The organism is Minwuia sp. (genome assembly GCF_048263705.1).
Taxonomy (GTDB): Bacteria; Pseudomonadota; Alphaproteobacteria; order Minwuiales; family Minwuiaceae; genus Minwuia.
This window is the reverse complement of record NZ_JBLXDV010000006.1, coordinates 117,302-131,131: the sequence shown is the minus strand read 5'-3', so window position 1 is coordinate 131,131 and position 13,830 is coordinate 117,302. Positions and strand designations below refer to the sequence as shown.

Genomic DNA, 13,830 nt, shown 5'->3' with positions numbered 1-13,830 from the left:
CCGCACAAAGTCTGGTGGACGCTATTTCTTCAGCTGGTAGTCCCGGGTGGTCTGCTTGAAGAAGACCCGGACCTCCTCGCCCCAGTCGTAGGGCAGGTCGACCAGTTCACCGGGCGTGGTGCCGTTGGCGGCCAGGTTCAGGGCATCTTCCAGTATCTGCCGCTGCTGGACCGCGTCGTCGGGACGCCCGAAGGCATTGCCCATGGGAAAGTTGACGAAGACTGTGCGCGGCGGCTTTACCTGCGCCGACAGATCGCGTCCGGTCGAGACCAGCACGGTCGGAATGCCGGCCTCCTCGACGGTGCGCGCGACCAGACCGGCGGTCTGGTGATCCAGCGGGCAGGCCGGCACGAGGACCAGCAGGTCCACACCATCCTTCTTCAGTTCCGCAGCGAACTCGGCTGCCTTCTCCAGCGTTGCCGTTCGCTTGTAGATCCGGCCCATGAAGCCGCTCCACAGACGCGGTGCGACGCTTCCGATCACCCCGTCGGCGGCCAGTTCACGCAGCCGGGCAATCGGGAACTGGCAGTTGATGTCGGCGCTGGCATCCGCGTGATCGTAATAGTTGTCGTTGATCTCGAAGCCGTCCTCCGGCCAGTCGCTGGCGATCGCGTCCAGCCTCAGGTCGTTGCGCGCGTCCGGATCGAACCCCGGCACGCCGCGGCAGGACGCGCCCGAGGTCGTCAGCATCGACACGCGGCATGCGCTGAGCGGCTTCGTCAGCGGCGTCAGCGGTGCATCGTCAAGAACGGTCCATTCATACGGCGGGAAGCCGAGCGACTGATATTTCTCGTTCAGGCGGTCGACATATTTCACGGGTTCCATCGGCTTGCTCCCCCTCGGATGGTGCGGTTGCGGACAGTCTAGCGCAATGCGGCTGCCCGGCGAAGCGGGGCAGGTCTGCCGCCGCGCAACTGGACCGTTTGCCGACCGGCATGATACCTTTGCACCCTTCTGTCTGGGGAGGCAGCACATGCATGACATCATCATTCGCGGCGGTCGGATCCACGATGGCACCGGCTCGGAAGCTTTCACAGGCGATATCGCCATCGAAGGCGACCGGATCGTCGAGGTCGGCCGGGTCGAGGGTCCTGCGCGGCGGGAGATCGACGCCGACGGCCTGATGGTCGCGCCCGGCTGGGTCGACATCCACACGCACTATGACGGTCAGGCACTGTGGGATCCCTATCTGACGCCCTCGTCCTGGCATGGCTGCACGACCGTCGTCATGGGCAATTGCGGTGTCGGCTTCGCGCCCGTGCGTCCCAATCAGGAAGACTGGCTGATCGGTCTGATGGAATCGGTCGAGGACATTCCCGGCGCTGCGCTGGCTGACGGTATCGAATGGGAGTGGGAAAGCTTCCCCGGCTATCTGAATGCGCTGGACCGGAAGGCGCGCGCGATCGACATCGGCACGCAGGTGCCGCACTGCGCGGTGCGGGCCTATGTCATGGGCGACCGCTGCATCGCCGAGGAAACCGCCAACGACGAAGACATCCGGAAGATGGTGGACATCGTGCAGGAAGGGCTGGAGGCGGGCGCGCTCGGATTCTCGACCTCTCGGACGATCTTTCACAAGACCAATACGGGCGAATATGTGCCCGGCACGTGGGCGGGCGCCGCCGAGATGTTTGGCATAGCCGACGGCATGCGCAGGGCCGGGCACGGCGTGCTGGAAATGGCGACCGACCTCGCCCTGAAGGAAGGGGAGCCGGACCTGGGCTGGATCCGGGAGTTGTCGATCCGCTATGGCGTGCCGGTCAGCCTGCTGCTGTTCCAGAACGATGAGGCGCCGGGCAAGTACCGCGAGCTTCTGAAGGGCATCGCCGACGCCAACGCCGACGGCGGCAAGGTCTATGCGCAGGTTTCGGGCCGTACGGCGGGGCTGCTGCTGTGCCTGGACGGCAGCCTGCATCCGTTCCAGGGCAAGCCTTCGTTCCGGGCGCTGCGGAACCTGTCCCGCGAGGAACGCATCGCGCGCATGAAGGATCCGGCGGTGCGCGAGGCGATCATCACCGAGGAGTCCGGTGGCAAGGGCGGCGAGATGGCCGATTTCTTCCTGAAGGGCTGGCACAAGATGTTCCGCCTCGGCGATCCGCCGAGCTATGAGCCGGACCGGTCCGAATGTTTCGCCGAACGGGCGAAGACCGAGAACCGCCGGCCCGAGGACATCGCCTACGACACGCTGCTGGAATTCGACGGGCGGGGGCTGATCTATTTCCCGTTGCTGAACTACGCGGACTACGGCTTTGACGCCATCCGCGAGATGCTGGAAGCGCCGCACACGCATTTCAGCGGCTCCGACGGCGGCGCGCATTGCGGCGTGATCTGCGACGTCAGCCTGCCGACATTCAACATGGCGTACTGGGGCCGTGACCGGAAGAAGGGCGGGCTGATGCCATTGGAATGGCTGGTCCACAAGCAGACACAGGGCACCGCGCAACTGCACGGTCTGAACGATCGGGGCGTCATCGCGCCGGGCTACAGGGCCGATATCAACCTGATCGACTATGACGCGCTGGGGATCGACGCGCCGCGCATGGCTTTCGACCTGCCCACCGGCGCACGCCGCCTGATCCAGAAGGCGACCGGCTACCGCATGACCATCAAGTCCGGCCAGCCGATCTTCGAGAGCGGCGAGCCGACGGGTGCGATGCCCGGTGCGCTGGTCCGGGGACCGCAACGCAAGTAGCGCAGGTACGGAGTCTACAAGCTTTTGGCGAGACGTTCGGCCTGATGCATGCGTTCATGCAGAATTGCGAAAATGCCCACGCGGCCATCGGCCAGGTGCTTCCAGTAGATGACATGGCGCTCGTGTCGGCAACGCCATGAGTCCGGCACAAGCTCCTCCGGCACCTTCTGAGAAATGATGCGATTGTTGGCAATGTCTTCGAATTTGCCGAACAGGCCGTCGATATATCGTTCGGCCCGCGCCTCTCCCCAATGTTCGCGCGTGTACAGAAAGATGTCGTCCAGCGCCGCATTTGCATGAGGGCCGAGCGCGTAGTCGGTCATTCCGAACGGTTTCGTGCAACAACCTCCGCAGCGGACACCTGAACATAGTCGGCATCGGGGGCAGCATGGGCGTCGCGCAGAGTGGATTTCAGACGCCGAAAAGCGACCTCCTCAGTCCGGTCACGGTCCCGACGTATCAGATCCCGAACATATTCGGACGCGTTGTCATAGTCGCCCTCGACGCCGACCCTCTGGCTGACGAATGCTGTCAGCGGTGCGGTCAGTCGAACAGACAGGTTCATGGTTTTCATCGTCATATGCTCCTGATCCGGAATATAAGGGATATTCTGGATCAATGTAAGATCCATCAAAACATCTGTATTGGTACGATCAGATGTTGTGCGCTGCACAAAGTGCTTGCGTTTCAAGTATTTCCGTTTATCTAGGGGACATCGCAGCCCGCGCGTAGGAAACACGCCGCTTCCAAACGGTCGTTGGCGGGCATGCAGATGGGCAGTTCCGCGACAGGGTTTCCAGACGAAACTTCGGACCGCTGCCGGAACCTGATGCACCGGACTATTGGGGTGCATCGCTGAACCCATGGGGCGCTGTTCTGCGCAAGCCTCCAAAACTGAAAGACAGCCGCGCCACACCGGATGCGTTCCCGTGGCGGACGGCCAATGAAAGATATCACTTGAAACAGTTCAATGAACTCGGTCTGGCCGAGCCTATTCTCCGTGCTCTGACCGACCAGAAATACACCGAACCCACACCGATCCAGACGCAGGTCATTCCTGCCATGCTGGACGGACACGACATCGTCGGCATCGCCCAGACGGGCACCGGCAAGACGGCCGCCTTCGTGCTGCCGATCCTGAATTATCTCGCGCAGGAAGGCGGCCGTCCGGCCCCGAAGACCTGCCGCAGCCTGATCGTCGCGCCGACCCGCGAACTGGCCGTGCAGATCGCCGACAACGTCCGCAAGTATTCGAAGCACATGCGCATCTCCTGCACCGTCGTCATGGGCGGTGTGAAGCCCGGCCCGCAGATCAAGGGCCTGTCGCGCGGTGTCGATATCCTGGTGGCGACACCGGGCCGTCTGCTCGACCACATGAGCACGGGCGCGCTGAACCTGTCATCGACCGGGATTGTGATCCTGGACGAGGCCGACCAGATGCTGGACATGGGCTTCATTCCCGCGATCCGGAAGATCATGGCGAAGGTGCCGAAAGACCGCCAGACGGCGCTGCTGTCGGCCACCATGCCGAAGCCGATCCGGGCACTGGCCGCCGACTTCCTGACCGATCCGGTCGAGATTTCAGTTGCGCCGACGGCCACTCCGATCGAACTGATCGAACAGAAGGTCATGGCGGTTGCCATGGCCGACAAGCGTCACGTGCTGACCAAGCTGATCGTCGAGGATGACAGCGTGGATCGCGCGATTGTCTTCACGCGCACCAAGCACGGGGCCGACCGTGTGACCAAACATCTGGTGCAGGCGGGCCTGAAGGCCGAAGCCATCCATGGCAACAAGAGCCAGAACCAGCGTCAGCGGACGCTGAACGGCTTCAAGGAAGGCAAGGTCCAGATCCTGGTAGCGACCGATGTCGCCGCACGCGGCATCGATATTCCCGATGTCAGCCATGTGTTCAATTTCGAGCTGCCGAACGTGCCCGAATCCTATGTGCATCGCATTGGACGGACGGCGCGCGCCGGCAAGTCCGGCGTCGCGATTTCGCTCTGTGCGCCGGATGAAAAGCCGCTGCTGCGCGATATCGAACGCACCATCGGCAAGTCCTTCGGTCTGCCCGGCATGGACGCCCCGCGTCAGCGCAAGCCGAACGGCGGCGGCGGACGGCCCCAGAACAAGCCGCACCGCGGCAAGCCCGGCTTCAAGGGCAACGGCGGCGGCAAACGCTCCTCCGAGGGCAGCGGTCGTTCAGGCCGTGGCGGCCAGCGCCGGGCGGCATAGCCGTCCGAGCCTGCCTCAGCCGATCCTTGTCGCAATCGCGCCATCGACCGGCAGGATGGCACCACTGACATAGGATGCCGCGTCGGATGCCAGAAACACGGCGGCCGACGCGGCTTCCCATGCGGTTCCCATCCGTCCCATCGGCACCTGGGCCGCGCGCTGCTCGCGCAGGACGCCGCGATCCGTGCCGCTGGCCCTGTGATACCCCTCGATGGCGAGCGGCGTGTCCATCAGGCCGAGCTGCAGCACGTTGCAGCGAATGTTGTACTTCGCGTTCTCGAAGGCCAGCCAGCGTGTGAACTCGTTCAGTGCCGCCTTTGACGCCTTGTAGGCGATGATCGGATAGCTCGCGACGGCGGCGATGGATCCGACGTGCGTGATACATCCCGAATTCTGCGCGCGCATGGCAGGCAGCACAGCCTTGCTGGCAAACACCGCCCCGTTCAGATTGATGTCCATGACCTCGCGCCACTGACCGGGATCGATGTTCGCGCTGTCGCCCTCGTGCGATCCCACGGCGGCATTGTTGTGCATGACATCGACGCGTCCGTATGCGTCCGTCGTGGCCTTCACCATGGCGTGGCAGGCATCCATGTCGGTGATGTCCGCGGCGATCATCTCGGCCTCGAAGCCTTCGGCCCGGACCATGTCGCGGGTTTCCTCCAGTGATCCTGTCGAGCGGCTGGCCAGCATCAGGCGGGCGCCTTCCCGCGCGAAGGCCAGCGCGGTCGCACGTCCGTTGCCAATCCCGTCGCCGCTCGTCTGTCCCGCGCCCACGATCAACGCGACCTTGCCGTCCAGTTGCATTCCATACTCCTTTCCCGACCGACGCCGGTCTTGCGTTATTTCTCGGTTACATCGGCGACCGTGACACGGATCAGGATGGCGGCGGCGACCGCGCTCAGGGCCGCCAGAGCAGCGCCGGCCAGCGCTGCCGCCCAGAACCGGTCCACCGGTCCGCCCGATGCCACCCCGTCCAGCAGGACAAAACCCAGCATGGCAGTTGCGATCAGTCCTGCCCCGCGCGAGATGGCATTGTTGACGCCAGAGGCGACGCCGGCATGGTCCTCGTCGACGCTGTTCATCACTGTCGTGGTCAGCGGGGCCACACTGATGGCCATGCCGACTGCGATCGCAGCCAGTCCCGGAAAGATGTCCGGCCAGTAGGCCGTGTTGCCGGGGCCGATACGGGTCAGCAGCAGAAACCCGACGGCCACGATCAGAGGCCCGATTGTCAACACGATGCGCGGTCCGATGCGCTCGGCCAGTCCGCCTGTGGTCCGGGACAGAAGCGAGATCAGAATGGGTATCGGCAGCATGGCCGCGCCTGCCGCGGTCGCGCTGTAACCGGCCGACTGGATCAGCGTATAGGGCAGCAGCACCAGCAGCCCGCCCATGGCCGCATAGAGGCACAGGGTCAGCAGAGACACGCCGGTAAAGCTTGCGGTGCCGAAAAGGTCCAGCGGCATCATTGCCGCGTCACCGCGCCGCTTCTCCACGATCAGAAACAGGATCATCAGGCCAAGTGCGCCCGACCCGGCCAGTAATACGAAGGGGTCGGTCAGGCTGCGCTCCGGCAGGGCGATCAGACCCCAGACCAGTGCGGACAGTGAAAGGGTGATCAGACCTGCGCCCTTCCAGTCGAGCGGTGCTGCATCCTGCGTATCGCGGCTCTCCGCCATGGCCCAGCGCGCCAGCAACAGGGTACCGATCGCCGGCGGTGCGACGACGATGAATGCCCATCGCCACCCGGCTATATCTACCAGCCAACCGCCCAGCACCGGCGCAATGGCGCCCGCGATCGCGCCGCTGGCCGCCCAGGTGCCAATGGCCCGGCCGCGTTCTTCCCCCGAGAATGTCGCCGAGAGAATGGCGAGGCTGTTCGGTGCGAGCAGCGCAGCTCCGACGCCCTGCGTGGCGCGTGCAGTCAGCAGCCATGTCATGTCGGGCGCGGCCGCGCAGGCCGCCGTTGCGAGCGCAAAGATGATCAGCCCCAGCGAGAAAATGCGCTTGCGCCCGTAGCGATCCCCCAGCGCCCCGCCGATCAGGACCAGCGCGCCGACCGGCAGAAGGTAGGCGTTGATAATCCATTGCGCCCCTGCGGCGTCGGTTTCCAGACCCCGTTGCATGGCGGGCAGGGCGACATTCACAATGGAGCCGACCACGAAGGCGAGACTGGATCCCAGAACGGTTGCGATCAGGGTGCCGCGCCTGCTTCGGCACGGCACTGTCTCGCCGGTGTTCGTGGGCGTCTCGTCACACGGTGGACTGATCGCGGTTGTCATCGGGTCAGAGGACCGCGCACATGCCGCCGTCCAGATTGATCGCCGTGCCGGTGATGTAGGTGGCGCGTTCGGAGCACAGGAAGGCGACCAGATCGCCGTAATCCTCGGCTTCGCCGACACGTCCGAGGGGGATGCGCGGTCCCATGTCGGTGTAGAGTTCGTCGACGGGCTTGTCGGTCGCGCGCCGGTCCCACTGCGCCGACTTGATCAGCCCGATGCAGATCGCGTTCACGCGGATGTTGTCGGCGGCGTATTCATTGGCCAGCGATTTCGTCAGGTTCAGTCCGGCTGCCCGTGACAGGGTGGTCGGCAGCGATTTCGCCAGCGGTGCCTTGCCGCCGGAAATGGCGGCATTGACGATCGAACCGCCGCCGCGCTTCTTGATGTGGGGCAGGGCCGCGCGGGTGACACGCACCGCGCCCATGACCTTCAGGTTGAAGTCGGCCTGCCAGGCCTCGTCGGAGACGGTCTCGAAGCTGGCGGCGGCTGACGCACCGGCATTGTTGACCAGAATATCGATGCCGCCGAATTTCTCGACGGTCGCCTTGACCAGGTTCTCGCAGTCGCCGGCATCCGAGACGTCCGCCCGGACGGCAACGACCGTGCCGCCGGTGTCCTTCTCCAGATCGGCGGCGACCTGCTTCAGGTGATCCTCGCGCCGTCCGCAGATGACGACCTTTGCGCCTTCCGTGGCCAGCCGGTGCGCGGTCGCGCGGCCCAGTCCGTCGCTGCCGCCGGTGACGATGGCGACCTTGCCTTCAAGACCCAGATCCATGTGGTGCTCCTCCCGAGTTGATGCAGAGCACTATAGACAGGCACCATCGTCGTGGTCACATGCTCAATGGCATGAACAGCAAACGGAATTCCGCAATGCCTCCAGGGCAGGGATCGATACTGGTCGGGCTGATCGGCGAAGGCATCGCGCTGTCGCGGACACCCGCCATGCATGAGGCTGAAGCGGCCCGGCAGGGACAGACCCTGGTCTACAAGCTGCTCGATACGGCACGGATGACACCGCGTGCGCCCGAACTCGCCGATCTGCTGGAATACGCCCGGCATCTTGGATATGCGGGCCTGAACATCACCTATCCGTTCAAGCAGGCCGTTGTGCCGCTGCTCGATGAGCTTTCCGACATCGCGCGCACGCTCGGGGCCGTCAATACCGTGGTCATGAAGGGTGGACGGCTGGCCGGCTACAACACCGACTACTGGGGTTTTCGCGAAAGCTTTCAGGTCGGGATGCGCGGCGAACTGAGGGAGAATGTGCTGCTGATCGGCGCAGGCGGGGCGGGTGCGGCCGTGGCGCAGGCGCTGCTGGACGTCGGCGTTCAGCGGCTGATGCTCGCCGACACTGACGCAGCTCGCGCCCGTGCCCTTGCCGACACGCTCAACGCACGTTTCCCGGGCCGTCAGGTTCTGGACGCGGCAGACGTCGAAGAGGCTGCGGCGTGCGCGGACGGCATCGTCAACGCGACGCCGGTCGGCATGGCGAAGCTGCCCGGCACGCCGATCCCGGTCCGATGGCTGAAACCGGCGCACTGGGTCGTCGACATCATCTACTTCCCGATGGAAACCGAGTTCCTCCGCGCCGCGCGCGCGATGGGCTGCCGCGCATCGAACGGGTCCGGCATGGCCGTGCTTCAGGCCGCGCGCGCCTTCGAGCATTTCACAGGCCTCAGCCCCGATGCAGACGCCATGCGCCGTACGTTCGAGTGCTTTGGCGACTGATCGCTCAGGGCGTCCGGAATGCCTTCTCGCGATGGCGAACCACGGCGGTCATCGCCTGATTGAAGGGCGTCGCGATATCGAACTGTGCGCCCAGCACTTCGGCCATGCCGTTGATCGCGTCGATTTCCGACGGCCGCCGTGCATGATGATCCAGCAGCATCGATGGACGGGCATCGGGCATGTTTTCGCCGAAGGCGGTCACATAGGCGATGGGATCGTCGAAGCTGAAGTTCACGCCTTTCGCCAGACCCAGCGCGTGGATCTCCAGCGCGCAGCCTTTCCCGATGGCCCAGAGGTCCGGCGCGGCCATCAGTTCGCCGATGGTGCAGTCGAAAACCGTGCAGGGCGCGCTGAAGGTGCTGTTGCAGATGTATTTCTCCCAGACGAGCTGTTCGATATCGGCATAGGCCTTCACGTTGAATCCCGCGTCCCGCCAGACGGACGCGATTTTCTCGACCCGCTCCGACAGCCCGCCATTGATCTCGCCGATGCGGATCAGGCTCATGGCGTTGTGATGTGCGTGACCGGGTCCCTTCATGGATGCGCCGAAACCTGCGGCGACGCCCAGCAGCACCCGGTCCGTCGGCATGTACCGCGCGATACGCTCACCGGCACCCAGACCGTTCTGGATGGTGAGCACGATGGAGTCCGGTCCCATGACGCCGGCAACCGATCTGGCCGCATCGCCGACTCCCGACGCCTTGGTCGCGATGATGTAGAGATCGCACTGCCCGGCGTCCGCAATGTCGGTCGATGCCGAAACCGTCCTGACCGTGCGTGAACCGCTCGCGCCTCCGACGGTCAGCCCGTCGGCATTGATGGCATCGACATGCGCCTGCCAGACGTCAATTGCCCGGACGTCGTTGCCGGCATCCGCCAGCAGGGCTGCGTATACCGAGCCCATGGCCCCTGTCCCGATGACTGCGATCTTCATGCGCGAAACTCCCCTCTGTCAGTCGTAACGTTTCTGACAGAGGGAAGCGGATTTGGCCACGTTCGCAAGGCTCAGATCTTCGATGCCCTCAGGTCGAGGAATTGACCGGACTTGGCGGCGGGACAAGCTTTCCCGGGATCGCCCGCCAGAGAATCGCCAGCCCGACGATCGCGGAGATGAACGAGCCGCCGAGCACCCCGAGCCGGACCCCGGCAGCGGCGGCGGGATCTTCCTCGAACGCCAGCGTGCCGATGAACAGGCTCATGGTGAAGCCGATGCCGGCCAGAGCCGAGACACCGAATATCTGCGCCCAGGTCACGCCATCGGGCAGCCGGGTGATCCGGGCTTTCACGGCAACCCAGACAAAGGCGAAGATACCGACGGGCTTGCCGATGCACAGGCCGAGCGCGATGCCCAGCGTCAGCGGCTGCAGCAGCATGTCGATGTTCAGGCCCGCCAGTGAGACCCCGGCATTGGCGAAGGCGAAGATCGGCATCACCATGAAGGCAACCCATGGCTGCAGGCCATGCTCAAGGTGCTCCAGCGGTGAGTGATCCCTGTCGTCGCCCATCGGTATCGTCAGCGCGAGGGCGACGCCGGCAAGCGTGGCGTGAACGCCGGACTTCAGCACGAACACCCACATGATGATGCCGATCAGGATGTAGGGCGCGGTCTTCTTCACGCCGATCAGGTTCAGGATCACGAGGCCAGCCAGCGCGAGGCCGCCGCCCAGCAGCATGGAGGTGGAGAGGTCTGCCGTATAGAAGAGGGCGATGATCACGATCGCACCCAGATCGTCGATGATCGCGAGGGCGAGCAGGAATATCTTCAGCGCGATCGGCACACGCGATCCCAGCAGTGCCAGAATGCCGAGCGCGAAGGCGATGTCGGTCGCCGCCGGGATCGCCCAGCCGTTCAGAAGCTCGGGATTGTTCCGGGTCAGCAGGATGTAGATCAGGGCGGGCACGACCATGCCGCCCAGCGCGGCGACGCCGGGCAGGGCGATGCGGTCACGGCTGGAAAGCTCGCCGCGCATGACTTCGCGCTTGATCTCCAGCCCCACCAGAAAGAAGAATACAGCCATCAGGCCGTCGTTGATCCAGAGGAGCAGCGGCTTGTCGATGGCGAAGCTTCCGACCTGAACGGCCAGCGGCGTCGTCAGAAGCGAATCGTAGAGCCAGGCCAGCGGAGAATTGTCCAGCATCAGCGCAAGAGCGGCGGCGATCAGCAGGAATATGCCGCTGGACGCCTCGTGATTTATGAACCTCTCCAGAGTGCGCGCAACCATCTCAAAACCCTCAGAAACAATTTATATTCGCAGTTACATAGTAATAAGCTTGAAAACATCAATAAACTGATATTAAATTATATCAGATGACAAAAACAAACGATCTCCATGAAGGAGTGACAAATGCTGTCCCGACCCATGCTCACCGTCCATGAGGTGGCGGACCTTCTGAAAATGAAGGAAACGACCGTGCGCGGCTGGATCAATGATGGATCCCTGCGCGCGGTCAAGTTCGGGCGCGACTGGCGTGTGGCCCAGAAAGACCTTGAGGCCTTCGTCGAGGCACGCACGAACCGGCCGACGGACGAGAGCGGCTGACAAGACCTTTGCGGTTCCGCGACCGAGCCTGCACAATCGACCCGGCATGCGTTCTGGGGAGGATTGTGCATGACCTACAAACATCCGGCAGAGCCCGATTTCGGTGGCACTATCGAGAAGTTCGAGGCCGATTCAAAGCCGTGGTGGCCCGACCCGGTGCTGCCGGAAGGCAAGCCCAACGTCGTTCTGATCTGTCTCGACGACACGGGCTTCTCTCACTTCGGAAGCTACGGTTCGACCATCGAGACCCCGGTGACGGATGCGCTGGCGGCCAACGGATTGCGCTATTCCAGCTTCCACACGACGGCGCTCTGCTCGCCCACCCGCGCCTGTATCATGACGGGGCGGAACCATCACGCGGTGCGGATGCGCGCGATCTCCAACATGGACTCGGGCTATCCGAACATGCGCGGCGCGCTGCCGCGATCGGCCGCGACCGTGGCCGAGGTCCTGCGGGAGAGCGGCTATGCGACCTTCTGCACGGGTAAATGGCATCTGGCTCCGATGAGCCAGTGTTCGGCCGCCGGACCCTATCACAACTGGCCGCTGCAGAAGGGCTTCGACCGTTATTACGGCTTCATGCAGGGCGAGACCGACCACTTCAGCCCCGAGATCACCTGCGACAACCAGATCATCAATCCGCCGGGCACGCCGCAGGACGGCTATCACTTCTCGGAAGACATGGTCGATCAGTCGATCGGCATGATCCGCAACCTGCACAGTCTGGTGCCGGAACGTCCCTTCTTCATGTACATGGCGTTCGGTTCGACCCATTCGCCGCATCACGCGCCGCAGGACTATCTGGACAAGTACCGTGGGCGCTTCGACGATGGCTGGGACGACGTGCGCGAGGCATGGTTTGCCCGTCAGCTTGAAAGCGGGGTCGTGCCGAAAGATACGCAGCTTGCACCGCGCAATCCCGGCGTGGAGCCCTGGAACGATCTGTCCGACAATCACAAGGCTTTCGCCAACCGGCTGCAGGAAGCCTTTGCGGGGATGCTGGATCACACCGACGTCCAGATCGGGCGGTTTGTCGAATTCCTGAGGCAGATCGGCAAGCTGGACAACACGCTGCTGATCGTGATGTCGGACAATGGCGCGAGCCAGGAAGGACAGTCGACCGGCGTTTTCGACGAGATGCGGCATTTCAATGCGCTGCCCGAGAACGTCGATGAGGTGATGGACCACCTGCATCTGATCGGCGGTCCGAAGAGCCATTCCAACATTCCCTGGGGCTGGGCGCAGGTCGGAAACACGCCGCTGAAATGGTACAAGCAGAACACCCACGGCGGCGGTGTGCGCGACCCGCTGATCGTACATTGGCCAGACCACCTGAAGGGGCAGGAGGGCGGGATCCGCCGACCGTTCTGTTATGCCACAGACATCGCGGCGACCATTCTCGACGTCGCCGGCGTCGGCATGCCCGAACAGGTCAATGGCGTCGATCAGATGCCGCTGCACGGCAGCAGCATCGCGGAGACGTTCACCGATGCCGACGCCTCCCCAGCGCGCTCGGTACAGTATTTCGAAATGCTGGGCCATCGCGGGATCTGGAAGGATGGCTGGAAGGCGGTCACACGGCACCGTCGCGGCACACCTTTCGATGACGACGTATGGGAACTCTATCATCTCAGCGAGGATTTCTCCGAATGTACCGATCTGGCCGCTGAGATGCCGGAGAAGCTGGCGGAGATGAAGGCACTCTGGTGGGAAGAGGCGGAGAAACACGGTGCGCTGCCGCTCGACGACCGGGGCGCCGGAATGCTGTTCCGGGCCTCGCGCCTGCCGGGTTCGCCGACGGCGCGCCGCCGCTATGAATATCTGCCGCCCATCGCGCACATCGTCGCCGACGCCTGTCCCAGCCCGGCGCGCAGCTTCACGATCACCGCGGAAATCGTCCACGATGGAAACGACGGAGCGATTCTTGCGCGCGGCACCCCGAACTCCGGCTTCGCGCTGTTCGTGAAGGATGGCCGACTGGTCTTCGACTACAACTGTTTCCGCAGTCACAGCCGGATCGAGGCGTCAGGGGCGTTGCCGTCAGGTCGCCGGGAAATTCTGGTCGAGGTCACCCGCAATCAGGACCAGTCCGCCGACGTCGAGATGAAGATCGACGGGGCGCCGGCGGGAACCGCGCACGTTCCGCTGCTGCTCAGGATCATCTCCTCGACGGGCATGGATTTTGGACGGTCCAACGCGCCGGTCACGGACGACTATCAGGCACCGTTCATCTATTCGGGCGAGATCGCGCGGGTCGTCTTCCAGTTGCCGGAGGTTGCGACGAAGAAGGATCGGAAAGCCGATATCAGGGCCCAGGCGCGCGCCGCCATGACCCGGCAATAGGGAGGGC

13 protein-coding genes are annotated in these 13,830 nt (G+C 63.9%); 5 read left to right on the top strand and 8 right to left on the bottom strand.

Annotated elements, in window-relative coordinates; genetic code table 11:
• Positions 1-21: 21 nt before the first annotated feature.
• On the bottom strand, positions 22-825 hold the full coding sequence (locus ACN0X7_RS10630; RefSeq protein ID WP_417516956.1) for a glycine/sarcosine/betaine reductase selenoprotein B family protein: 804 nt from the start codon (positions 823-825) through the stop codon (positions 22-24).
• A 148-nt stretch (positions 826-973) separates the two neighbouring features.
• On the opposite strand from ACN0X7_RS10630, the gene ACN0X7_RS10625 reads away from it, so the two are divergent.
• Complete coding sequence (locus ACN0X7_RS10625; RefSeq protein ID WP_417516954.1) at positions 974-2,692, top strand: N-acyl-D-amino-acid deacylase family protein; 1,719 nt, start codon at positions 974-976, stop codon at positions 2,690-2,692.
• Positions 2,693-2,706: 14 nt separating this feature from the next.
• Here ACN0X7_RS10625 and ACN0X7_RS10620 read toward each other — a convergent pair whose 3' ends face one another.
• Positions 2,707-3,015 carry a type II toxin-antitoxin system RelE/ParE family toxin gene (locus ACN0X7_RS10620; protein ID WP_417516952.1) on the bottom strand — a complete coding sequence of 103 codons (309 nt, stop codon included), beginning with the start codon at positions 3,013-3,015 and terminating at the stop codon, positions 2,707-2,709.
• Positions 3,012-3,383, bottom strand: a complete 372-nt coding sequence (locus ACN0X7_RS10615) for a hypothetical protein (RefSeq protein WP_417516950.1) — start codon at positions 3,381-3,383, stop codon at positions 3,012-3,014. Before ACN0X7_RS10615 ends, ACN0X7_RS10620 begins: the two co-directional genes overlap by 4 nt.
• A 266-nt stretch (positions 3,384-3,649) precedes the next feature.
• On the opposite strand from ACN0X7_RS10615, the gene ACN0X7_RS10610 reads away from it, so the two are divergent.
• A complete protein-coding gene (locus ACN0X7_RS10610) occupies positions 3,650-4,927 on the top strand; it encodes a DEAD/DEAH box helicase (protein WP_417516948.1) in 1,278 nt (425 codons plus the stop codon).
• A gap of 15 nt (positions 4,928-4,942) precedes the next feature.
• Here the strand turns inward: ACN0X7_RS10610 and ACN0X7_RS10605 are convergent, their stop codons facing one another.
• Genes ACN0X7_RS10605 through ACN0X7_RS10595 form a run of 3 tightly spaced genes read right to left on the bottom strand, consistent with a single transcriptional unit; the run spans position 4,943 to position 7,987 of the window.
• Positions 4,943-5,734: an SDR family NAD(P)-dependent oxidoreductase gene (locus ACN0X7_RS10605; RefSeq protein ID WP_417516946.1), complete on the bottom strand. Its 792-nt coding sequence runs from the start codon at positions 5,732-5,734 to the stop codon at positions 4,943-4,945.
• A gap of 35 nt (positions 5,735-5,769) precedes the next feature.
• Positions 5,770-7,212 carry an MFS transporter gene (locus ACN0X7_RS10600; protein ID WP_417516944.1) on the bottom strand — a complete coding sequence of 481 codons (1,443 nt, stop codon included), beginning with the start codon at positions 7,210-7,212 and terminating at the stop codon, positions 5,770-5,772.
• A gap of 4 nt (positions 7,213-7,216) precedes the next feature.
• Positions 7,217-7,987, bottom strand: a complete 771-nt coding sequence (locus tag ACN0X7_RS10595) for an SDR family NAD(P)-dependent oxidoreductase (protein ID WP_417516942.1) — start codon at positions 7,985-7,987, stop codon at positions 7,217-7,219.
• A 95-nt stretch (positions 7,988-8,082) separates the two neighbouring features.
• Here ACN0X7_RS10595 and ACN0X7_RS10590 point away from each other — a divergent pair, with 95 nt between their 5' ends.
• Entirely contained in the window at positions 8,083-8,940 is an 858-nt protein-coding gene (locus ACN0X7_RS10590; RefSeq protein ID WP_417516940.1) for a shikimate dehydrogenase, read from the top strand.
• A 4-nt stretch (positions 8,941-8,944) separates the two neighbouring features.
• On the opposite strand, the gene ACN0X7_RS10585 is transcribed toward ACN0X7_RS10590, so the two are convergent.
• Together ACN0X7_RS10585 and nhaA are read right to left on the bottom strand one after the other, a co-directional pair.
• Positions 8,945-9,874 carry a ketopantoate reductase family protein gene (locus ACN0X7_RS10585; RefSeq protein WP_417516938.1) on the bottom strand — a complete coding sequence of 310 codons (930 nt, stop codon included), beginning with the start codon at positions 9,872-9,874 and terminating at the stop codon, positions 8,945-8,947.
• Positions 9,875-9,962: 88 nt separating this feature from the next.
• A complete protein-coding gene (gene nhaA / locus ACN0X7_RS10580) occupies positions 9,963-11,162 on the bottom strand; it encodes a Na+/H+ antiporter NhaA (RefSeq protein ID WP_417516936.1) in 1,200 nt (399 codons plus the stop codon).
• 123 nt (positions 11,163-11,285) lie between these two features.
• Here nhaA and ACN0X7_RS10575 point away from each other — a divergent pair, with 123 nt between their 5' ends.
• On the top strand, positions 11,286-11,480 hold the full coding sequence (locus ACN0X7_RS10575; protein WP_417516934.1) for a helix-turn-helix domain-containing protein: 195 nt from the start codon (positions 11,286-11,288) through the stop codon (positions 11,478-11,480).
• A 69-nt stretch (positions 11,481-11,549) separates the two neighbouring features.
• Positions 11,550-13,823 (top strand): arylsulfatase, encoded by a 2,274-nt coding sequence (locus ACN0X7_RS10570; RefSeq protein WP_417516932.1) that lies wholly within the window; start codon positions 11,550-11,552, stop codon positions 13,821-13,823.
• Positions 13,824-13,830: the final 7 nt, after the last annotated feature.

What these genes read in the sequence shown, in the direction of transcription:
- ACN0X7_RS10590 (WP_417516940.1), top strand. Translation starts at nt 8,083, where the DNA reads ATGCCTCCAGGGCAGGGATCGATACTGGTCGGGCTGATCGGCGAAGGC.
- ACN0X7_RS10600 (WP_417516944.1), bottom strand. Translation starts at nt 7,212, where the DNA reads ATGACAACCGCGATCAGTCCACCGTGTGACGAGACGCCCACGAACACC.
- ACN0X7_RS10620 (WP_417516952.1), bottom strand. Translation starts at nt 3,015, where the DNA reads ATGACCGACTACGCGCTCGGCCCTCATGCAAATGCGGCGCTGGACGAC.
- ACN0X7_RS10575 (WP_417516934.1), top strand. Translation starts at nt 11,286, where the DNA reads ATGCTGTCCCGACCCATGCTCACCGTCCATGAGGTGGCGGACCTTCTG.
- ACN0X7_RS10570 (WP_417516932.1), top strand. Translation starts at nt 11,550, where the DNA reads ATGACCTACAAACATCCGGCAGAGCCCGATTTCGGTGGCACTATCGAG.
- ACN0X7_RS10625 (WP_417516954.1), top strand. Translation starts at nt 974, where the DNA reads ATGCATGACATCATCATTCGCGGCGGTCGGATCCACGATGGCACCGGC.
- ACN0X7_RS10630 (WP_417516956.1), bottom strand. Translation starts at nt 825, where the DNA reads ATGGAACCCGTGAAATATGTCGACCGCCTGAACGAGAAATATCAGTCG.
- nhaA (WP_417516936.1), bottom strand. Translation starts at nt 11,162, where the DNA reads ATGGTTGCGCGCACTCTGGAGAGGTTCATAAATCACGAGGCGTCCAGC.
- ACN0X7_RS10585 (WP_417516938.1), bottom strand. Translation starts at nt 9,874, where the DNA reads ATGAAGATCGCAGTCATCGGGACAGGGGCCATGGGCTCGGTATACGCA.
- ACN0X7_RS10595 (WP_417516942.1), bottom strand. Translation starts at nt 7,987, where the DNA reads ATGGATCTGGGTCTTGAAGGCAAGGTCGCCATCGTCACCGGCGGCAGC.
- ACN0X7_RS10605 (WP_417516946.1), bottom strand. Translation starts at nt 5,734, where the DNA reads ATGCAACTGGACGGCAAGGTCGCGTTGATCGTGGGCGCGGGACAGACG.